Annotated in this window: 17 protein-coding genes; 4 read left to right on the forward strand and 13 right to left on the reverse strand. The window is 70.1% G+C overall.

All coding sequences use genetic code 11. The features are described from left to right. Positions 1-91: 91 nt before the first annotated feature. Entirely contained in the window at positions 92-1,621 is a 1,530-nt protein-coding gene (locus ACFZB3_RS20420; RefSeq protein WP_391377050.1) for an aldehyde dehydrogenase family protein, read from the reverse strand. 157 nt (positions 1,622-1,778) lie between these two features. On the opposite strand from ACFZB3_RS20420, the gene ACFZB3_RS20425 reads away from it, so the two are divergent. Both ACFZB3_RS20425 and ACFZB3_RS20430 read left to right on the forward strand, forming a co-directional pair. Further along, positions 1,779-2,552 (forward strand): IclR family transcriptional regulator C-terminal domain-containing protein, encoded by a 774-nt coding sequence (locus ACFZB3_RS20425; protein WP_391377051.1) that lies wholly within the window; start codon positions 1,779-1,781, stop codon positions 2,550-2,552. 181 nt (positions 2,553-2,733) lie between these two features. After that, a complete protein-coding gene (locus ACFZB3_RS20430; protein ID WP_391377052.1) occupies positions 2,734-4,191 on the forward strand; it encodes a penicillin-binding transpeptidase domain-containing protein in 1,458 nt (485 codons plus the stop codon). Positions 4,192-4,314: 123 nt separating this feature from the next. Here the strand turns inward: ACFZB3_RS20430 and ACFZB3_RS20435 are convergent, their stop codons facing one another. Next, positions 4,315-5,766: a solute carrier family 23 protein gene (locus ACFZB3_RS20435; RefSeq protein ID WP_391377053.1), complete on the reverse strand. Its 1,452-nt coding sequence runs from the start codon at positions 5,764-5,766 to the stop codon at positions 4,315-4,317. Between the two features lie 283 nt (positions 5,767-6,049). Here ACFZB3_RS20435 and ACFZB3_RS20440 point away from each other — a divergent pair, with 283 nt between their 5' ends. Then, on the forward strand, positions 6,050-6,622 hold the full coding sequence (locus ACFZB3_RS20440; RefSeq protein ID WP_351705498.1) for a SigE family RNA polymerase sigma factor: 573 nt from the start codon (positions 6,050-6,052) through the stop codon (positions 6,620-6,622). Beyond that, positions 6,619-7,470 carry a hypothetical protein gene (locus ACFZB3_RS20445; RefSeq protein WP_391377054.1) on the forward strand — a complete coding sequence of 284 codons (852 nt, stop codon included), beginning with the start codon at positions 6,619-6,621 and terminating at the stop codon, positions 7,468-7,470. Before ACFZB3_RS20440 ends, ACFZB3_RS20445 begins: the two co-directional genes overlap by 4 nt. An 85-nt stretch (positions 7,471-7,555) precedes the next feature. Here the strand turns inward: ACFZB3_RS20445 and ACFZB3_RS20450 are convergent, their stop codons facing one another. The 11 genes from ACFZB3_RS20450 to ACFZB3_RS20500 all read right to left on the reverse strand — a co-directional run bounded on the left by ACFZB3_RS20450 (position 7,556) and on the right by ACFZB3_RS20500 (position 19,866). Next, positions 7,556-8,710: a right-handed parallel beta-helix repeat-containing protein gene (locus tag ACFZB3_RS20450; protein ID WP_391377055.1), complete on the reverse strand. Its 1,155-nt coding sequence runs from the start codon at positions 8,708-8,710 to the stop codon at positions 7,556-7,558. Positions 8,711-8,876: 166 nt separating this feature from the next. Further along, a complete protein-coding gene (locus ACFZB3_RS20455) occupies positions 8,877-9,674 on the reverse strand; it encodes an HAD family acid phosphatase (protein ID WP_391377056.1) in 798 nt (265 codons plus the stop codon). A gap of 117 nt (positions 9,675-9,791) precedes the next feature. Continuing rightward, positions 9,792-10,904 (reverse strand): chondroitinase-B domain-containing protein, encoded by a 1,113-nt coding sequence (locus tag ACFZB3_RS20460; protein ID WP_391377057.1) that lies wholly within the window; start codon positions 10,902-10,904, stop codon positions 9,792-9,794. A gap of 22 nt (positions 10,905-10,926) precedes the next feature. Continuing rightward, the gene (locus ACFZB3_RS20465) at positions 10,927-11,964 is read right to left on the reverse strand and encodes a pectinesterase family protein (RefSeq protein WP_391377058.1); all 1,038 of its coding nucleotides are present in this window, start codon (positions 11,962-11,964) and stop codon (positions 10,927-10,929) included. 1 nt (position 11,965) lies between these two features. Beyond that, complete coding sequence (locus tag ACFZB3_RS20470) at positions 11,966-13,081, reverse strand: pectinesterase family protein (protein ID WP_391377059.1); 1,116 nt, start codon at positions 13,079-13,081, stop codon at positions 11,966-11,968. 111 nt (positions 13,082-13,192) lie between these two features. Then, complete coding sequence (locus ACFZB3_RS20475; RefSeq protein ID WP_391377060.1) at positions 13,193-14,479, reverse strand: polysaccharide lyase family 1 protein; 1,287 nt, start codon at positions 14,477-14,479, stop codon at positions 13,193-13,195. 43 nt (positions 14,480-14,522) lie between these two features. Continuing rightward, positions 14,523-15,296, reverse strand: a complete 774-nt coding sequence (locus tag ACFZB3_RS20480) for a GDSL-type esterase/lipase family protein (RefSeq protein WP_391377061.1) — start codon at positions 15,294-15,296, stop codon at positions 14,523-14,525. A 99-nt stretch (positions 15,297-15,395) separates the two neighbouring features. Continuing rightward, on the reverse strand, positions 15,396-16,730 hold the full coding sequence (locus ACFZB3_RS20485) for an extracellular solute-binding protein (protein ID WP_391377062.1): 1,335 nt from the start codon (positions 16,728-16,730) through the stop codon (positions 15,396-15,398). A gap of 100 nt (positions 16,731-16,830) precedes the next feature. Then, positions 16,831-17,979, reverse strand: coding sequence for a Gfo/Idh/MocA family oxidoreductase (locus ACFZB3_RS20490; protein ID WP_391377063.1), 1,149 nt, complete (start codon positions 17,977-17,979; stop codon positions 16,831-16,833). Positions 17,980-18,049: 70 nt separating this feature from the next. Continuing rightward, positions 18,050-18,934, reverse strand: a complete 885-nt coding sequence (locus tag ACFZB3_RS20495; RefSeq protein WP_391377064.1) for an ABC transporter permease subunit — start codon at positions 18,932-18,934, stop codon at positions 18,050-18,052. Beyond that, a complete protein-coding gene (locus ACFZB3_RS20500; protein ID WP_391377065.1) occupies positions 18,931-19,866 on the reverse strand; it encodes an ABC transporter permease subunit in 936 nt (311 codons plus the stop codon). The genes ACFZB3_RS20495 and ACFZB3_RS20500 overlap by 4 nt, the downstream gene beginning before the upstream one ends. Positions 19,867-19,878 lie beyond the last annotated feature (12 nt).

Genomic DNA, 19,878 nt, shown 5'->3' on the forward strand with positions numbered 1-19,878 from the left:
GGGGGTACCCCCGGCCGAAGGCTGGGGGAGGAACTGCGCGACCAGCCACAGCGAACCGGCACCCCGCGACGCACCCCGCACCCCCACGGCGCTACCGCTCCAGCACCCCGTTGAACCGCCGGGGAAGCCCCAGGGGATTGTCGTCCTTCAACTCCGCCGGGAGCAGAGCAGCGGGCGCCCCCTGATACGCCACCGGCCGCAGCCACCGCTCGATGGCGGTACCGCCCACGGAAGTGGACGTGGAGGTGGTCGCCGGGTACGGCCCGCCATGATGCTGCGCCGGGGCCACGGCGACCCCGGTCGGCCACCCGTTCACCAGGACACGGCCCGCCAGCGGCGTCAGCTCGGCGAGGATCTCCGCCCCGAGCCCCTCCCCCGCGGCCTCCTCGGCAGAGACGTGCACCGTCGCCGTGAGGTTCCCCGGCAGCCGCGACAGCACCGCCGTCGCCTCGCCCCGGTCCTCGTAGCGGACCACCACGGTCACCGGCCCGAAGCACTCCTCCAGGAGCAGGTCATGGGCCCCCTCCTCGGCCAGGCTGGCCGCCGGCACCGTCAGGAACCCGGCGCTCACGGTGTGCTCGCCGCCCGCCCCCGGCGTCACCGGGCTCTCCACGTCGGGGAGCCCGGCGCGCTCGGCGACCCCGGCGACGAAGTTGTCCCGCATCCGGTGGTCGAGCAGCACGCCCGCGTCGGTGTTGCTGACCGCGTCCGTGAGGGACTTGACCAGGCCGTCACCGGCGGCGCCGGCCGGCACCAGCACCAGGCCCGGCTTCACGCAGAACTGCCCGACGCCGAGGGTCATCGACCCGGCGAGCCCGTTACCGATCTCCTCGGCCCGCTCGGTGGCCGCGGCCTCCGTGACGAGGACCGGGTTCAGGGAGCCCAGCTCGCCGTGGAAGGGGATCGGCACCGGCCGCGCGGCGGCCGCGTCGAAGAGCGCGCGGCCGCCCCGGATGGAACCGGTGAAACCGGCCGCGGCGACCAGCGGGTGCCCGATCAGCTCGATGCCGGCCTGGAAGCCGTGCACGAGACCGACGACGGCCTCCGGGATGCCGTGCTCGGCCGCGGCCAGCCGCAGCACCTTGGCGACCAGCTCGGACAGGGCCGGGTGGTCGGGGTGGGCCTTGACGACCACCGGGTTGCCCGCGGCCAGCGCGCTCGCGGTGTCGCCGCCGGCGACGGAGAAAGCGAAGGGGAAGTTGGAGGCGGAGTAGACGGCGACGACGCCCAGCGGGACCTTGTAGCGGCGCAGGTCCGGGACGGGCGGGGTGGCGGTGGCGTCGGGGTGGTTGATGATGACGTCGAGGAAGGCGCCCTCGTCGACGATGTCCGCGAAGGCCCGCAGCTGGTAGACGGTACGGGCGAGTTCCCCGGTCAGCCGGACCGGGCCGAGCGCGGTCTCCGCGTCGGCGGCCTCGACCAGCCGGTCCTTGGCCGAGTCGAGCCCGGCGGCGGCCGAGCGCAGGAAGGCCGCGCGGACCGTGCGGTCGGCGAGGGAGCCGCGGACGGCGTGCGCGGCCGTGACGACGGCGTCGACCTCCTCCGCTGTGGCCTCCACCGCAACCTGTTCACGCTGCTTCCCGGTGCGCGGGTCGACGCTCCAGACTGGTGCTGCTGCCACCGCGGGTCCCTCCATGAGTTGCGTTCTGCCGCAGTATCCGGGTCATATCCGGGTCATTCACCAGGAGCGTTCGATATACTGAACGCTGTCTCTGATGATGAATATGCTGTTGGAGACTATAACCTCGGTTTCTCGTCCAACGAAGGGGTCAAGGGCGATGTCGGCAGGCGAGACAGGCGGCGGGGCACAGGTCAAGTCCGCGGTACGGACCGTGGAGTTGCTGGAGTACTTCGCGGGCCGGCCCGGTATGCACTCCCTCGCGGCCGTCCAGGAGGCCGTCGGGTATCCCAAGTCCAGCCTCTACATGCTGCTGCGCACGCTGGTGGAGCTGGGCTGGGTGGAGACGGACGCGACCGGCACCCGGTACGGCATCGGGGTGCGGGCGCTGCTGGTCGGCACGTCGTACATCGACGGCGACGAGGTGGTCGCGGCGGCCCGCCCGACCCTGGACCGGCTCTCCGACGACACCACGGAGACCATCCACCTGGCGCGCCTCGACGGCACGAACGTGGTCTACCTGGCCACCCGCCAGTCGCAGCACTACCTGCGCCCCTTCACCCGGGTCGGCCGCCGGCTGCCCGCGCACTCCACCTCGCTCGGCAAGGCGCTGCTCGCCACCCACACCGACGAGCAGGTCCGCAAGCTGCTGCCGGAGACGCTCCCGGCGCTGACCGAGCACACCATCACGGACCGCGAGAAGCTCGTCGAGGAGCTGCACCAGATCCGCGAGCAGGGCTTCGCGATCGACCGCGAGGAGAACACGCTCGGGCTGCGCTGCTTCGGCGTCGCGATCCCGTACCGCACCCCGGCCCGCGACGCGATCAGCTGCTCGGTGCCGGTGGCCCGCCTCACCCCCGCCCACGAGCAGATGATCAAGGACGCCCTGTTCGACGCCCGGGACCGCCTGACGCTGGCGACGCGACGGCTCTGACCCGGCCGGGGCCCGGACGGCACAGCCGACACAGACGGCCCGGACGGCCCGGACGGCCCGGACGGCCCGGACGGCCCGGACGGCACAGGCGAGCGGACCCCGTCCGGGCCGCATGAGCGGACGATGAGAAATCCCGCCGTACGGGAACGAGGTCCCGTCTTCGCTCGTCTGTCTGAGCGGGATGAACAAGACGATCAGGCGGGCGTCCGTCTTCGCACTGCTGCTCGTGGTCACCCTGCTGGTCAGGGCGACATGGGTGCAGTTCTACGACGGTCAGGCTCTCGCGGACGACACGAACAATCGGCGCAACGCCATAGAGACGTACTCACAACCACTGGGGAACATCATCGTGGCCGGTGACTCGATCACCGGCTCGGCACAGACACTGGGCAACAGCGACCTCAAGTACAAGCGCACCTACACGAACGGCAAGCTGTACGCGGCGGTGACGGGCTACGCCTCGCAGGCCTACGCCCCGACCCTGCTGGAAGGCGTGTACCAGGACCTGCTCAACGGCACCGACAGCCGGCTCCGGACGGTGATGGACACGGTCACCGACCAGCGCGCCGAACCGGGCAACGTGATCACGACGATCGACCCGGCCGTCCAGAAGGCGGCGTACCAGGCCCTCGGCGGCAAGAAGGGCGGGGCGGTCGCGATCGACCCGAAGACCGGCAAGATCCTCGCGGCCGTGTCGACCCCGTCGTACGACCCCTCGGCGCTCACCGACGCGAACACCGCCGGCACGGCCTGGAAGAAGCTGAACGCCGACAGCGACAAGCCGCTCACCAACCGGGCGCTGCGCCAGCCGCTGCCGCCGGGCTCGACGTTCAAGCTGGTGGTCGCGGCGGCGGCCCTGGAGGACGGCCTCTACGCGAACGTCGACGACAGGACCGACAGCCCCAACCCCTACACCCTGCCCGGCACGACCACCCCGCTGAAGAACGAGAGCGCCTCGGCGCCCTGCAAGGACGCCTCGATCCGCACGGCCCTGCGCTACTCCTGCAACAACGTCTTCGGCAAGATGGCCGTCGACCTCGGCCAGGACAAGGTCAGGGCGATGGCGGAGAAGTTCGGCTTCAACGACGCCAAGCAGGACGTGCCGGTGCGGGCCTACGCCAGCGTCTACCCGTCGGACATGGACAAGGCCCAGACCGGCCTGTCCGGCATCGGCCAGTTCGACGTCACGGCGACCCCGCTCCAGATGGCCATGGTGTCGGCCGCCATAGCCAACGGCGGCAAGCTGGTCTCGCCGCATATGGTCTCGCAGATCACCGACAGCGGCGGTGACGTGCTGAAGAACTACGACGACGACGCGAGCAGCACGGAGATCGTCAGCTCCTCGACCGCGGAGCAGTTGCAGTCCGCGATGGAGACGGTCGTCAAGGAGGGCACGGGCACGAACGCGCTCATCGACGGCGTGACGGTGGGCGGCAAGACGGGCACGGCCCAGCACGGCGAGAACAACAGCAAGACGCCGTACGCCTGGTTCACGTCGTACGGCAAGTCCGACAGCAACGGCAAGGAGGTCGCGGTGGCGGTCCTGGTCGAGCAGTCGGACGCGGCCCGGTCGGAGGTCAGCGGCAACGGGCTGGCGGCGCCGGTGGCGAAGGCGATGATGGAGGCGGCGCTCAAGTAAGCGCCCCGAACCGAAGCGCCCCGCAAGGGGCGCGGGGCGGTAGCCGATTCGCGGCTACCGCCGCGTGGGCGCGACCAGCCACGACGAACCCGTGGCCGGCGACGCGCCCTCGCGCCCCTCCCCCTACTTCACCCCCAGCACCTGCTCCACCGGATCGATCGCGAAGTACACCAGGAACAGCGCCGAGACGGCCCACAACAGCCAGTTGACCTCCTTCGCCTTCCCCAGCACCGCCTTGATCACGACGTACGCCAGGAACCCCGCCCCGATGCCGTCCGTGATGGAGTAGGTGAACGGCATCGCGGCGATCGTCAGGAACGCCGGGATGGCGATCTCGTACCTGTCCCAGTCGATGTGCTTGACGTGGGTCATCATCAGGAAGCCCACGGCGATCAGCGCGGGCGCCGCCGCCTGGAGCGGGACGATGGTCAGCAGCGGCGTGAGGAAGAGGGCGAGACCGAACAGGCCGCCGGTGACCAGGTTGGCGAACCCGGTGCGGGCGCCCTCCCCCACCCCCGCCGCCGACTCGATGTACGCCGTGTTGGAGGAGGCCGAGCCGAGGCCGCCGGCCACCGCCGCCGCGCCGTCGATGAAGAGCACCCGCCCGATGCCCGGCACCTGCCCCTGCTCGTCGAGCAGCCCGGCCTCCGCGCTGATGCCGACGATCGTGCCCATGGCGTCGAAGAAGTCGGACAGGATCAGGGTGAAGACGAGCAGTACGGCGGTGAGGACACCGGCCTTGGCGAAGCCGCCGAACAGGCTGAAGTGACCGATGAGCCCGAAGTCGGGGGCGGCCACGACCTTGTCGGGGACCTTCGGCGTGGTCAGGCCCCAGCTCTTGATGTCGGCGGCGGAGTTGATGACGATCGCCACCAGGGTCATCGTGACGATGCTGATCAGGATCGCGCCCTTCACCTTCCGCGCGACCAGCGCGATGGTCAGGAGCACGCCAACACAGAAGACGAGCACGGGCCAGCCGGTGAGCCGGCCGACGGCACCCAGCTGCACCGGCACGGTGGTGTCCGCGACGTCCGGGATCCGGCTGACGAAGCCCGCGTCGACGAAGCCGATGAACGCGATGAACAGGCCGATGCCGACGCCGATCGCCTGCTTCAGCTGCTGCGGGATGGCGTTCATGATCGCCTCGCGCAGGCCGGTCAGCACGAGCACGCAGATCAGCAGGCCTTCGAGGACGACCAGGCCCATCGCGTCGGGCCAGCTCATCAGCGGCGCCAGCTGGAAGGCCACGACGGCGTTGAGGCCGAGTCCGGCCGCGATGGCGAGAGGGAGGTTGCCCCCGACACCCATGATGATCGTCATCACGCAGGCCACCAGCGCGGTGGCGGTGACGAGTTGGCCCGTGTCGAGGCTGTGTCCGAACTTGTCCTTGGCGCTGCCGAGGATGATGGGGTTCAGGACAAGGATGTAGGCCATGGTGAAGAACGTGGCGAAGCCGCCGCGTATCTCCCGGCCGAAGGTGGAGCCCCGTTCGGAGATCCTGAAGAACCGGTCGACGCCGTTCCCGGCAGGTGGCGCGGACCCCTGCGGCGGGGCCGCCTTCTGCGTCTCGGACATGGTCGAACTCCTCGTCCCCTGAGCTTGCGTGTGCGGATGCTGGCTGGATTGTTCCCGCGCCGAACCTGTTTCAGGTTTTCCCCGTGTTACGGAATCGGGCTCGGTGTGGTTCGGTGGACCACACCGCGTCCGACCCTTCGCACCGGACACATCGAACCCCCGTACGACGCACACGAAATGATCACTGCTACGCTCCGGATCTCGCCGGAACGTTCCTCCGGATACGCGCAAGCCATCGCATGTCATCTACATGACACAGAATCCCTCACAGAAGAGGTCACCCGTGGGCACAGTCGTCGACGACGCCGCCTCCGTGGAGTTCCATGCCTTCTTCGAACGCCACTACGCCGAACTCGCGCGTCTCGCCCACCTGTTGACCGGTGAGGCGGACGCCGCCGACGATCTGGCCGCCGACGCCCTGCTGGCGCTGTGGCACCGCTGGGACCGGGTCCGGGCCGCCGACCACCCGGTGGCCTACGCGCGGGGCGTCGTCGCCAACCTGGCCCGCACCCGCATCCGCAGCGCCGTGCGCGAGCGGCGCCGGATCGCCCTGTTCTGGTCGCACCGCGAGGAGACCACCGAGAACCCGGACGTCGCCGGAGTGGTCGACGTCCAGGGGGCGCTGGCCCGCCTGCCGTTCCGCAAGCGGGCGTGCGTGGTACTCCGGCACGCGTTCGACCTGTCGGAGAAGGACACCGCGCTCGCCCTGGGGATCTCGGTGGGTACCGTTAAGAGCCAGACGTCGAAGGGCATGGCGGAGCTGCAGCGGCTGCTCGGCGAGTCCCAGGGTGTTCCGCAGAGGGTGCACGCGGCGATGGCACCGCGGACCGGCGAGAGCGGAGGAAGGAACCGATGAGGCAGCAGGACGTGCACGACGAGCTGCGCGCCCGGCTGCACGAGGCGGCCGAGGCGCACGAACCCGACCGCGCCCGCATCCTGGCCCGGGTCGAGCGGGGCATGGCCGCGCAGGCCCGCCCGAACCATCGCGCCACCCTTCCCCCCGTGTTCGGCTGGGTCCGGGTGGTCAGTGCCACGGCGGCGGTCGCCGCGGTCCTCGGGGTCGGCGGCTACGCGGTCGCCTCGGCCGTGAAGGACCCGCCCACCGAGAAGACGGTCGCGGTGTCGCCGACGCCCTTGTCGTCCCCGGACGCGACCAGCCGCCCGCCGTCCCGCCCGGCCGCCCCGCCGGCTTCCGGCGCCCCCTCGAAGGCCGCCTCCCCCAAGGCGAGTGCGACGCCCTCGTCGACCCCGAAGGCCTCCGCCACCCCCGCGGCACCCGTCGCGAAGGGCGAGACGGACGGCCCGCTCTGGTCGGACGGCTCGGTGGACCCGCACAGCAACGACTTCTGGGCCCAGTCCGACGTGACCCTGAAGACCTCCGGACAGCTGACGGCGCTCACGGTGCGGCTGAAGGTGGCCCAGACGGGCGGAGTGACCGACGCCGGCGCCTGGCGCTCCCTGCCGGAGACCGACTTCACCCAGTCGGTCGCCGAGCAGAACGGCTTCCTCGTCTACACATGGACCCTCAAGCCGGACAGCAAGGTCGCCGTCGGCGAGTGGGTGTTCGCGGGCCAGTACAACCACCAGCAGGGCGGCCGCGACGCGAAGAACGACACCTACACGATCACCGGCACGGCGGCCGGCAAGCAGTACGCGGTGACCGGGAACTTCGCGACGCACACAAACGGTGAGGGCGACTCCTGAGACCGACGGGACATCCGCGCCCCTTCCGGGGCGCGGGGAACTGCGCGACCAGCAACGACGGGCCGCGCAGCCCGCGACGCACCCGTCAGTCCATGGTGGATCCGATCGTCGCCGACCCGGTGGTCAGAAACACCGTCACCGGCAACGCCCCACTCGCCGTCCTCGCCGCATACGCGGTCGTCGCGGTCGTCGACTTGAACGTCGGCACACTCACCCCGCCGTCCCAGCTGTTCGCGGCGGACACCGCCCTGGACCCCAGCTTGTCCGCCCCGCCCCCGTTGCCCACCGCGAGGTTCCGCGCCAGCCGCGCCTTGCCGGTCTCGAAGAAGAACCCGGCCTGGGCGTTCGCGTAGGCGGTGTTGCGGTTCAGGACGATCGCCCCGGTGTTGGAGTTCTCGGTGAACCCGTTGAGCGTGTTGTCCCAGGCCGCGTCGTCGTTGACGACATGTGCGACGGCGACGCCCCCGCCGCCCAGCTTGAACCCGTTGCCGTTGCCCTCGAACGCGGAGTCGTTCCACCGGTTCTTCCCGTTGCCGAAGGCCCAGCTGTGCTCGACCCGGACGGGCGACGAGAACTGCCACAGGTCGAGACCGTCGTCCGAGTTGTTGTACAGACGCGCGCCGGTCACCTTGTTGCCCGTGCCCGAGCCGAACTTGATGGCGATGCCGTCGGCGTTCTGCCCGTGCCCGGCCTTGTCGTAGTTGCCGTAACTGTCCAGGTTCTGGACGAGGTTGTTCACGGTGTTGTCGCCGCGCAGCGTGAACCCGGAGTCCCCGTTGTCCGCGGTGACGAGGTTCTTGAAGATCCCGCCCGTGGACGAGGTGACCACGAAGCCCTGGGCCGGGGAGTTCTGGAAGGTGAGGTCCTGGACGGTCCAGTAGCTGCCGTAGATCCCGGTGAGCCACTGGCCGGCGGGCAGCTTGGAGCCGTCGATCCTCACCTTCTCGCCGCTGTAGGCCTTGAGCGTGATGCGGTTCGAACTCGTGCCGCTGACGGTCGACTTCAGGGTGGCGGTCGGGTAGTAGGTGCCCGCGCGCACCTGGATGACGGTGCCGGCGGTGGCGTTCGCGACGGCCGACTGCAGTTGCGCCGTGGTGGAGACGGTGACCGTGCTGGTGGCGGCCTGGGCACCGCCGTTCGACAGGCCGAGGTAGACGCCTCCCGCCCCCGCGGCGACGGCCACCGCCGCGGCGATCGAGAGGGTACGCGTCCTGCGGTGGCGTCCGGTGCTGAAGCGCACTGGCCGTTCCTTTCCTTGACGTCCGTGACGTGCTGAACGCGCTGGACGTGATCGACGAGGGAGCGAAACGGGCCGGAGGGGCCGCCCCGGCCCGTTTCTGTCTCCCAGTCGCCACCGTGGCAGGAAAGGGTTGCCGTCTTTCCCGGCTGCGACTACGACGCTACGACTACGACACGAAGTACGTCGGGTTCGGCAGCTTGTACGTGCGGTTCGCGTAACCGCCGTCCAGGTCCGAGTACTGGTCGCCGAAGTTGGCGACGATCTCGTACCCGAGGTCGTCCTCGATGTGCTTGCGGGTGCCGGACTTGTACTGCACGGTCGTGCAGTTCCAGGTGCCCGGCGTGGCGCAGGCGCTCAGGTAGGACGGCGGGTTGGCCTTGTCCTTGAGGAACATGTGGGCGGCGTCGAGGTTGACGTCGGCGCCGATCTTCTTCAGGTTCTCCACGGCGGCGGTGCGCTGCGCCTCGCTGAGCCCGGAGTTGTAGAAGACCTCGACGCCCTGGCTCTTCGCGTACCGGACCAGCTCCGCGCTGCCGAACACGCCCGGCCGGTCGGCCTTGTTGACGTAGTCGGCCCAGGTGGTCGAGTTGTACGTGTAGTTGTAGCGCTTCTCGTAGTCGAGGCTGAGCAGCAGCGTGTCGTCGATGTCGAAGACGACCGCGGTCTTCTTGCCGTGGCGGTTCGCCTTGCGCGCGGCCCGGTCGATGTAGCGCTTGGCGTCCGCGTCGATGCGCGCCAGGTCCTTGGCGTAGGGGCTGGTCGGCGAGGCCTGGTAGACGCCGTTGGCGTCGGCGGCGGTGCCGTAGTAGGTGTCGATGTCCTTCACCAAGAGCCCGATGTTGTACGGCTCGTGGGTGGAGTTGGCGGTCGACTGGCCGGCCGTGGCGGCACCGGCGCCGTAGAGGGCACCGCCGGCGAGGGCGCAGGCCGCGGCGATCGCCGCGAGCCGAAGTGACTTATGCATGACAGGAGTTCTACGCGCGTCACCCGGGTGGGCGCGAGACCCGTTGCCTGATCGATATCTCATCGGCGGGCAAAAAGCGGGTCAAGCGCCCTGGAGGCAGTCCTTCCGGTTCTCCGTTCAGTTCATGGTGGCCCCGATGGTCGTGCTCCCCGTCGTCAGGAACGTGGTGGCCGGCAACGAGCCGTCCGACTGGCGGGAGTTGTACGTCGTCGAGGCGTCCGTCGACTTGAAGGCGGGGGTGCTGATCCCGCTGTCCCAGTTGTTGCCGGCGGACACCACCGACGAGCCCTTGCTGACCGTTCCGCTGCCGTTGCTCACCGCGAGGTTCTTGCCGAGCCGGGCCGCGCTGGTGGCGAAGTAGTAGCCCCAGCCGCCGTTGGCGTAGGCGGTGGTGCGGTTGATGACGAGCGCGCCGGTGTTGGAGTTCTCGGTGAACCCGTTGCCCGCGTTGCCCCAGGCGGCCGAGTTGTTGACGACGTGCGCGACGGTGACGCCGTTCCCGCCCAGCTTGAAGCCGTTGCCGTTGCCCTCGAAGGCGGAGTCGCCCCAGCGGTTGACGCCGTTGCCGAAGGACCAGGTGTGCTCGACGGTGACCGGCGAGGAGAAGGACCAGAGGTCGATCCCGTCGTCCGAGTTGTTGTACAGGCGGGCTCCGGTGACGAGGTTGCCGGTGCCGGAGCCGAACTTGACGGCGACCCCGTCGGCGTTCTGGCCGTGCGTGGCGGCGTCGTAGTTGCCGTACGAGTCGAGGTTCCTGACCGTGTTGTTCACGGTCCCGTCCCCGGTGAGCGTGAAGCCGGAGTCGCCGCCGTCGATGGTCTTGATGTTGCTCCAGTTCGTCCCGGTGCAGGACTGGCAGACCACCGCGCTGTCCGGGGAGTTCTGGAAGGTGATGTTCGAGACGTTCCAGTAGTCCGCGGTCAGCTTGAAGATCCAGGAGCCGGCCGGCAGCGAGGAGCCGTCGATCTTGACCGTCTCCGAGCCGTACGCGGTGAGCGTGACCGGCGCGGACGAGGTGCCGTTGACCGTGGACTGGAGGGTGGCCGTCGGGTAGTAGGTGCCGCCGCGGACCTGGATGACCGTGCCGGCGGTGGCGTTCTTGATGGCGTTGGACAGGTCGGTGGAGTTGCTGACCACGACGGTGGCCGCGTGTGCCGGGGTGGCGATCACGGCGAGACCGAGCGCTGCCGTGGTCACCGCGAGCGCGGTGAAGGTGCTGATGCGACGCATGACGTGCGGGTCCTTTCGTCGATCAGAGGGAACCGGTGTGTTGCGGACTCCAGTCGCCGAGGTAGGTGGCGGGGGTGTGCGACGCGGCCTCGGCGTCGGTGAGCTGGGGCCGGTTGCCGGGGACGGTGATCACCGAGCCCGGCCCGGAGTTGCGGTACTCGGCGAACCGCATGGACTGCCAGGGGTAGGCGTCCCGCATGTTCGTGTAGGGCGCGACGGGGTCGATCCCGGGGCCGACGAGGCTGTCCCGCACGACCAGCGAGGGCCAGGCGGTGGTCTCGTACGACGGCACCCAGGGCCGCGCCAGCTTGTACGCCCCGTCCTCCGCGCCGGAGGTGAACCGGCAGCGGACGGCGAGGAACCCGTGCGGGTTGGCACGGGCGGTCGAGGGGGCGAACACCATGCCCTTGGGCGTGAAGGCCACGTCCCGTTGCAGGGTGCGGAAGTGGCAGTGCGCGTACACCGCGGTGGCCCGCCCGAAGACGAAGTCGACGTCGCCCTCGATGTGGCACCCCCGGAAGAACTGCCGGTCGAAGGAGGCGAGTGCCGTGGTGTCGGCGAACAGGGTGTCCTGGTGGCCGAGGAGCCGGACGTTCTCGACATGGGTGCGGTCCCCGGTCAGGTACGCGGCGACGGCCTGGGTGCCGGTGATGTCCGGGTGGTCGGCGCGCAGCCAGTCGTTGGCGAGGGTGAGGTCGCGGACCCGGAGCCCGGCGGCGGCCGAGGTGAAGGTGGCCGAGCCGGCCGTGCCGTAGGTCCCCGAACCGTCCGGTCGCTGCGTGCCGTTGGCGTTGTCGAAGACGACGACCGCGGCCCGGGGGTCGCGGCTCGCGCCCCGCAGCGTCAACTCCTCCTTGTCCGCGGGCACGTTGACGGTCTCGCGGTACGTCCCGGGATGCACGACGATCGTCCACCCCCGCCCGGGCACCGCGTCCACGGCCGCCTGGACCGAGTCACCGGGACGGACGTGCAGGACCCGGCGGTCCCGGGTGAAGGCCGAGGCGGATCCCACGGCGATCGCGGCCGCCCCGGCGGCGAGCAGTGCGCGTCGGGTCGGCACGTCAGCACTCCTTCCAGGGAGTCCAGTCACCGAGGTAGGCCTCCCGGGTCGCGGACTCGGCCTGTTCCGGAATGAGTTGGGGCCGGTTGCCGGGGACGGTGATCGCCGCGCCCGGCCCCGAGTCGCGGTACTCGGCAAACCGCATGGACTGCCAGGGGAAGGCGTCCGACATGTTGGTGTAGGGGGCGACGGCGTCGATGCCCTGGCCGAGCCAGGAGTCGCGCACGACGAGCGAGGGGCGGGCCGTGGTGTCGGAGCTGGGCACCCAGGGGCGGGCCAGTTTGTAGGCGGCGTCCGGGGCTGCGCTGCTGATCCGGCTCCGGCTCACCAGGTACCCGTACGGGTTGGCGTTCGCCGTGGACGGGGCGAGCACGAACCCGTAGGGGGCGGCCGTCAGGTCGGTCCGGTCCAGGGTGCGGAAGTGGCACCCCTCGTACACCGCGGTGGCCCGCCCGAAGACGAAGTCCACGTCGCCCTCGGCGTAGCAGTGCGCGAAGTACTGCCGGGCGAAGACGCCGAGGGCCGTCGAGTCGGCGTACAGGGTGTCCTGGTGGCCGAGGAACCGGCAGTGGTGGAAGGCGCTGCGGTCGCCCTGCACCTTGAGGGCGACGGCCTGGGTGCCGGTGATGTCGGGGTGGTCGGCGCGCAGCCAGTCGTTGGCGAAGGTGATCCAGCGGGCGGTGAAGCCGTCGGCCTGCACGGTGGCGGTGGCGGAGCCGGTGGTGCCGTAGGTCCCGCCGCCGGGCTTGGGGGTGCCGGCCGCGTTGTCGTACACGATGACGGCGTCCCGCGGGTTCTCGGTGGCGCCGATCCAGGTGGCCTCGGTGCGGGTGGTGTCCAGGAGGACCGTCTCCCGGTAGACGCCGGGGGCGAGGACCAGCGTCCAGCCGCTGCCGGTGGCGGCGGTCACGGCGGCCCGGACGGTGGTGAAGTCGCCACGGCCGCAGGGGTCGACGTACAGGGTCCGCGGGGTGCGGCGGCGCTCCGGGGAGCCGTACCGCCCGAAGGGGCGGGCGGCCGCGTGTGCGGGGAGGGCGGCCAGGGCGAGCGCGGCGCCCGCCCCGGCGCCCGCGAGCAGGACACCCCGTCTGGACAGGGGGAGGTGGGGCGAGGACATGCGGGTGCTCCTTGACGAGGGAGGAGAGGGAGAGGGGTGGCGGTACTCCTTGCCGTGGGGGGTGGGGCCGGGGCGGACCGCGTCGGGCGCCCCGGCCGCGGCGGACGCGCGTCAGCGCAGGTGGCCGGCGCCCGCGCCGCAGTCGACGATGCGCGGCACGGCCGGCGCCGGATCGACCTTCGTGCGCAGGGCCGGGGTCCAGGTCGAGCCCGCGGTGAGGGTCTCCGCCGGGATCTGCGCGTTGTGGACGGCGATCAGGTCCGTCGGTTCACCGTTGACGTAGTTGTCGTCGGCGGTGAGCGTCGACTCGTTCCACTTCTTCAGGATCGAGCCGGCCTTCACCGTGTCGGGCAGGGTGAACGCGTTGTGTTCGGCGACGAGTTGGGACTCGATCCCGATGCCGTAGCTGTAGCCGTAGCCGTCCTCGGCGACGAAGTGGTTGTTGTAGGAGTCGACCTGCCCGAACCGCACCCGCGGCGCCCGCTCCACCAGGTTGCTGAACAGGTTGTGGTGGAAGGTGACCTTGAGGTGCCCCCGGTCGACGGCCGCGGTGGACGCGCTGTCGCTGTTGCCGATGAGGATCGTCTTGTCGTGGTCCGCGAAGACGTTCCAGGAGGCGGTGACGTAGTCGGCGCCCTTGACGATGTCCAGCTCGCCGTCGTGCTGTTCGTAGATCCGCCCGAAGTAGTACGGCAGGGTGCTGTCCGGGTGGTCGCCGTCGGTGAACGTGTTGTGGTCCATCCACACGTGCGTGGACCCGTAGATCACCGCGCTGTCGTACTCGGAGTTCCAGTTGCCGTCGGCGGTGTCGGTCGGGTCCCACTGCGGGAAGCAGTCGAGGGGGCTCTCGAAGCCCAGGTTGCGGACGATGACGTTGTCGACGGCCTTGATCTGCAGGCTGGCGCCCTTGAATCCGGCGTCCTTGCCGATGCCGACGATGGTGGTGTTGGCCGGGACATAGGCCTTGATGTAGGCGTCCTGGGCGGCCTGGGAGGCGCGGCGCAGCCCCTCCGGGCTGTCGTCGGGCTCGTTGTCGAGGTTGGTGGAGTGGCCCCAGGCCTCGGGTGAGTACTTCGCGAGGTAGGCGTCGAAGTCGTAGCCGGATACGGCGAACGAGTCGCAGCTCGGCCCGTCCGCGTCGATCGTCCCCTCGACTCTGATGATCTTCGGCGCGCTCCCGCCGTCCGTCAGCGCGGCCTTGAACCCGTCCCAGGTGGTGACGGTGTAGACGTGCGCGGCGTCGGCGGCGGACCCGCCGGTGGTCCCGGTGGTGGCCGCGCCCCAGCCGTCGTTCGCGGCCAGCACCTGCCGGTCGAGGGCGGCCCGGTGGGCTCCGGCGGCCCGGGCGGTTCCGGTCATGGCCAGCACGAGGGCCGTGCAGCCGACAAGTGCCATCATGACGCGTCCATGACATTTCTGAGTACGCACGGTGCGGGTCTCCTCAGCTTGCGGGTGGCCAGGTGATCCAGGACGTCGGGATGTCCTTGTGCAGCCGGATGACGTCGTGCCGGGCCAGCACCCGGGTGCGCAGCAGCTCCTGCGCCACGAGCCGGGCCACGGCGATGGCCCCCGGCGGGTTGAAGTGCGTGTTGTCCTGCTCGGTGGCCGTCCAGTTGAAGTACGTCTTGGTCGCCTCGACGCCGAGCGACTGCCACAGCGCGAGCGACAGCGCCTCGATGTCGAGGAGCGCGACCCGTTCCCGCGCGGCGAGCGCGCGCATGGCCGCCGGGTACTCCCCGTGCGTCGGCACGGCATTGCCGTCGGCGTCGAACCGCCGCCGCTCGACGGGCGTGGCGAGCACCGGCCGGGCACCGTGCGCGCGGGCGCCTTCGACGTAGAGCCGCAGGTAGTCCTGGTAGGTGGTCCAGGGCTCGGTGTACCGGGTGGGGTCGTCGCTCTTCTCGTCGTTGTGCGCGAACTGGACGATCAGCAGATCGTGCGGCCGGATGGTGCCGAGGACGGCATCGAGCCGCCCCTCGTCGACGAAGCTCTTGGAACTCCGGCCGTTGACGGCCTGGTTGGAGACGGCGATCTCGTTCCGGAGGAAGAAGGGGAGCGCCATTCCCCACCCGGTCTCCGGCGCCGCGTCGGCGTATTTCTGGGCGGCGGTGGAGTCTCCGGCGATGTAGAGCGTTCGTTTCCTCTCCGGAGTTCGCCCGGCCAGCGGAACGGCGGCGAGGCCGGCCGCGGTGACCTGTCTACGGGTAAGCGACAAGACCGTTCACCTTCCTTGCTGTCTTTTTGGGGGCGCGGGGAACTGCGCGACCAGCCACGGACAACCCGCAGCTCCCCACAGCCGAACCCACCCGAACTCTCAGTGATGGGCCTTCCAGTCGGCCTGCGCCTTGTCGAGCTGATCGGCCAACGTGTCCAGGAACTCCTTCGCCGTCGTCTTCCCGAGCAGCACCTTCTGGAAGTTCGGCTCGTTGTCCGCCTTGGAAATCGTGTTCCAGTCCGGCAGGTAGTAAGGAAGCTGCACGATCTTGGTCGAGGCCCCGTTCAAGGCCTCGGCGGCCAGCTTCGTCGGCTCCGACGCCTGGACCCACGCGTCCTGTGCGGCCTCGTTGTTCGCCGGCACCTGCCCCGCCGACTCGTTCCACTTGCTGTTGGCCTCGTGCGAGGCGGCGAACTCGACGAACTTCCAGGCGGCGGCCTTGTTCTTGCCGGACTTGAAGAGGCCGAGCCCGTCCACGGGGTTGGAGACCTGCACCCGGGTGCCGTCGTCCAGCGTCGGATTCGGAATTCCCTTGAACTTCCCGCCCAGCGCTTTCTCGTGGTCCGCGTAGGAACCGAGGTTGTGGCTCAGCATCCCGATCGTGCCGGAATCCCACTGCGCGACCATCTTGGTGAAGTCGTTGTTGACGTCGGCGGACGGGGTGTCCTTCTTGTACAGCCCGGCGTACTTCTCCAGCGCGGCCACGTTCTTCGGGTCGTTGACGGTGGTCCTGTCACCGTTCCAGAAGGAGGTGATCCCGCTCTGCCCGTACATGGCGTCCAGCGCCTGGGCGATGGATCCCTCGCCGCCCCGGATGGTGTACCCGAACCTGTTCTTCCCCTGGTCGGTGAGTTTCCCGGCGGCCTCGTAGAACTTCGTCCAGGTGGTCGGCGGATCCAGCTTCGCCGCGCTGAACAGGTCGGTCCGGTACCAGAGCGTGCCGTTGTTCGCGGAGGTCGGCACGGAGTACGTCTTTCCGTCGCCGCCCGCGGACTTCACGCTCTCCAGGAACTTCTCGTTGAGCTTGCCGTTCAGCGGGCTCTTCGCGAGCCGACCGTCCAGCGGCTCCAGCGCGCCCTGGGCGGCGACCTCCGCGAGCATCGCGGTGGTGACCCCGCCGACGTCGGGCAGCCCGCCGCCCTGGATGGCGGTGTCGTACTTGGACTGGACGCTGGCGGCGGGCACCCCGACGTACTTGACCTTGATGTCGGGGTTGGCCTTCTCGAAGTCGGCGATGATCTCCTTCCAGACGTCGGTGCGGACACCGCCGTTGTTGTCCCAGAAGGTGATCGTGCCCTTGCCGGAGCCCTCGCCGCCCTTGTCGCCCGCGCTGCCGCTGCCGTCGTCGCCGCAGGCGGTGGCGGTCAGCGCGAGTACGGAGCCCAGGGCGACGGCGAGGGCCGCGCGCCTGCTTCTGCGGATGCTGCTCTTCATCGATCGGCTCTCCTCTGTCGAAGTCAGCAGGGGGTGACGCGGAAGTGCGTGCAGGCGGCGGCCCCGGCAGCTCCCGCGGCACCTGGCCGACCGTCGTCCCTCATGGGCTCACCTCCTTCGGCGGGGCCCAGGGGGCACCCAGTTCGGAGTAGAGGGAGAGGGTGTCGGCGCTTGCCGTGACCAGGGCGTCGATGCCGGTCACGACCCGGCGGCCGTCCTCGGGCACGCGGTGCCAGGCGTCGGCGGGCAGCGCGACCGGGTCACCGGCCAGTCGAATCGCTTCGACGACCTTCATGAAGGCGCCGGTCGCGTCCGGTTCCACCAGCAGGGCGGCGCCGGTGGTGAGATGGTCGGCGAGGTTCTCCAGCAGGTCCGTGCTGCCGTACTCGGTCTCCTCCGGGCCGTGGCCCGCCCGCTGCACCAGCACCCGGTCCTGCTTGTACCAGTGGGTGATCCGGCCGCCGGTGCCGTGCACCAGGACGTACGGATCGCCCGGTTCCTCGGCGCAGAGCGTGGCGGCGACCGTGACCGGGCCGCGCGGGGTGGTGACGCGGACGCAGGAGGTGTCGTCGGACTCGATGTCGTTGGCGCGCAGCAGCTCGGTCTCGATGCCGGCGACGTCCTCGGCGCGGTCGGTGCCGAGCAGGGCGAGGCCGGTGGCGACGGCGTGCGCGAGGGGGTTGGTCAGGACCCCGTCGACGACGTCGACGCCGTTCAGCCGCCGCTTGCCGGCCCAGGGCGCCCGCCGGTAGTAGGACTCCGGGCGGGCCCAGGCCCCCGCGCCGCCCACGCCCACCACGTCGCCGATGGCGCCCTCCGCGATCAGCCGCCGGATCGCGGGCACGGCGTGCGAGCCCAGCGACTGGAAGCCGATCTGGCAGACCACGCCCGCCTTGGCGACCCCGTCGGCCATCCGCCGGAACTCCGCGTACGACGGCGCCGGCGGCTTCTCCAGGAGCACGTGCACGCCCCGCTCGGCGGCCGCCAGGGCCAGGTCCGTGTGGGTCGGGATCGGCGTACAGATCACCGCGATCCGGGCGCCGGTCGCGTCCAGCAGGGCGCCGAAGTCGGCGGACTGGGCGGGCTGCCCGAGCCCCTCCGGGAGTTCGTCCGCGCCCAGCGGGGTCAGCTCGCAGATCCCGGCGAGCCGTACGACACCCTTCTCCTGGAGCCGGCGGATGTTCTCCAGGTGCCAGCGGCCGTGGCCGCGCGCCCCCGCCAGAACCAGGTCGATGGTCGAAGAGTTCACAGCGTCCTCCCTGCGTCGTCGATCTTTGCGTGCAGGGTAAGCGTTTGCCGCGGGTCGCCCGCGAGGTGTCTCATCCCTTCACCGCCCCCGCGCTGAAGCCGGTGATCAGCCACTTCTGGATGAAGGCGAAGACGATCACGACGGGCACGGCGGCGATGATGCCGCCCGCGGCCAGCGCGCCCAGGTCCACGCTGTCGGCGCTCATCAGGGTGTTGAGGCCGACCGGGACGGTCTGCTTGCTCTGGTCGGAGAGGAACATCAGGGCGAACAGGAAGTGGTTCCAGGCGTGCACGAAGGCGAAGGAGCCGACCGCCACCAGCCCGGGCCGCAGCAGCGGCAGGACGACGATCCGGAAGGCGGTGAGCCGGTTGCAGCCGTCGACCCAGGCGGCCTCCTCCAGGGAGTACGGCACGTTCCTGATGAAGCCGCTGATCAGGATCATCGACAGCGGGAGCTGGAAGACGGTCTCGGCGATGATCACACTCCCGAGGGAGTTGATCATCTGGAGCCTGGCGAAGATCTGGAAGAGCGGGACGAGGAGCAGCGCGCCCGGCACGAACTGGGAGCAGAGCAGGGCCAGCATGAAGCCGCGCTTGAGCCGGAAGTCGAAGCGGGCCAGGGCGTAGCCGCCGGCCAGCGCGACGACCGTGGTCAGCACCAGGGTCGAGACCCCGACGTAGACGCTGTTGGTGAAGTAGGTGCCGAAGCTGCGCTCGGTCCACACCTTCCGGAAGTGGTCGAAGGTGGCCGGCCAGGGGACGAGCGAGGTGGAGCCGGCCGGGCGGAGGGCGAAGAGCAGGATCCAGTAGAAGGGGACCAGGGTGAAGAGGAGGTAGATCCCGAGGGGGAGGTAGATCTGCCAGCGGGGGACCTCGTCCCAGGCGCGGCGCCGCTTCCCCGGCCGGGCTGGCTCGGACACGGCGGCCTCGGCCGCGGGGGCGATCTCGGTGATCACTTGGTCTCGCCTCCGAACTTGCTCAGCCGCAGGTAGAGGACGGAGCAGAAGAGCAGGATCACGAAGGCCACCGTGGTCAGCGCGGAGGCGTAGCCGAAGTCGTGGGCGTCGACGCTGGTGTTGGCGATGTAGAGGGGAAGGGTCGTCGTCTCCCCCGCCGGACCGCCTCCGGTCAGGGTGTAGAGCAGGTCGACGTTGTTGAACTCCCAGACCGCGCGCAGCAGCGTGGAAAGGACGATGGCGTCCTTGAGGTGCGGCAGGGTGATGTGCCAGAACTGCTTGAGGCGGCTCGCCCCGTCGACCTCCGCCGCCTCGTACAGGTCCCTGGACACGGACTGGAGGTCGGCGAGGATGAGGATCGCGAAGAACGGCACGCCCCGCCACAGGTCGGCGACCACGGCCGCCGGGAAGACGGTCGAGGGGTCGGAGAGCCAGCTGGTGCCGTACGACCCGATGCCCGCGTCGGCGAGGTAACGCGTGATGCCGGTCTGCGAGTTGTAGAGCAGTACCCAGATCGCGGAGGTCAGCACGCCGGAGACCGCCCACGGCGAGAAGACCAGCGCCCGCCCCAGCGCCCGCCCCACGAACGTCTGGTTGACGATCAGCGCGAGCGCGAGCCCGAACAGCAGCTGCAAGCCGACTTCCACCACGACCCACTTGGCGCTGAAGGTCAGCGTGTCCCAGAACTGCGGGTCGTGCGCGAAGGCCCGCGTGAAGTTGCCGAGGCCCGCGAAGCCGTTCCGCCAGGGCTTGGTCGGGTTGTAGTCCTGCAGGCTGTAGTAGAAGACGCTGAGCACCGGGTAGGCGATGAAGCCCAGCATCAGCAGGGCCGCCGGGGCGACCAGCAGGTACGGCAGCCTGCGCGGTGTCGCGGAGGCACGGCGCCGCCGGGGTGGCGCGGGCGGTTTCGCCACGGCTGCGGCTTGGGCCATGACTGTTCTCCG

Source organism: Streptomyces sp. NPDC008092 (assembly GCF_042957285.1).
Lineage (GTDB): Bacteria > Actinomycetota > Actinomycetes > Streptomycetales > Streptomycetaceae > Streptomyces.

Coding starts and splice junctions, on each gene's coding strand:
- ACFZB3_RS20425 (WP_391377051.1), top strand. CDS start 1,779: ATGTCGGCAGGCGAGACAGGCGGCGGGGCACAGGTCAAGTCCGCGGTA.
- ACFZB3_RS20430 (WP_391377052.1), top strand. CDS start 2,734: ATGAACAAGACGATCAGGCGGGCGTCCGTCTTCGCACTGCTGCTCGTG.
- ACFZB3_RS20435 (WP_391377053.1), bottom strand. CDS start 5,766: ATGTCCGAGACGCAGAAGGCGGCCCCGCCGCAGGGGTCCGCGCCACCT.
- ACFZB3_RS20445 (WP_391377054.1), top strand. CDS start 6,619: ATGAGGCAGCAGGACGTGCACGACGAGCTGCGCGCCCGGCTGCACGAG.
- ACFZB3_RS20455 (WP_391377056.1), bottom strand. CDS start 9,674: ATGCATAAGTCACTTCGGCTCGCGGCGATCGCCGCGGCCTGCGCCCTC.
- ACFZB3_RS20460 (WP_391377057.1), bottom strand. CDS start 10,904: ATGCGTCGCATCAGCACCTTCACCGCGCTCGCGGTGACCACGGCAGCG.
- ACFZB3_RS20470 (WP_391377059.1), bottom strand. CDS start 13,081: ATGTCCTCGCCCCACCTCCCCCTGTCCAGACGGGGTGTCCTGCTCGCG.
- ACFZB3_RS20475 (WP_391377060.1), bottom strand. CDS start 14,479: ATGATGGCACTTGTCGGCTGCACGGCCCTCGTGCTGGCCATGACCGGA.
- ACFZB3_RS20485 (WP_391377062.1), bottom strand. CDS start 16,730: ATGAAGAGCAGCATCCGCAGAAGCAGGCGCGCGGCCCTCGCCGTCGCC.
- ACFZB3_RS20500 (WP_391377065.1), bottom strand. CDS start 19,866: ATGGCCCAAGCCGCAGCCGTGGCGAAACCGCCCGCGCCACCCCGGCGG.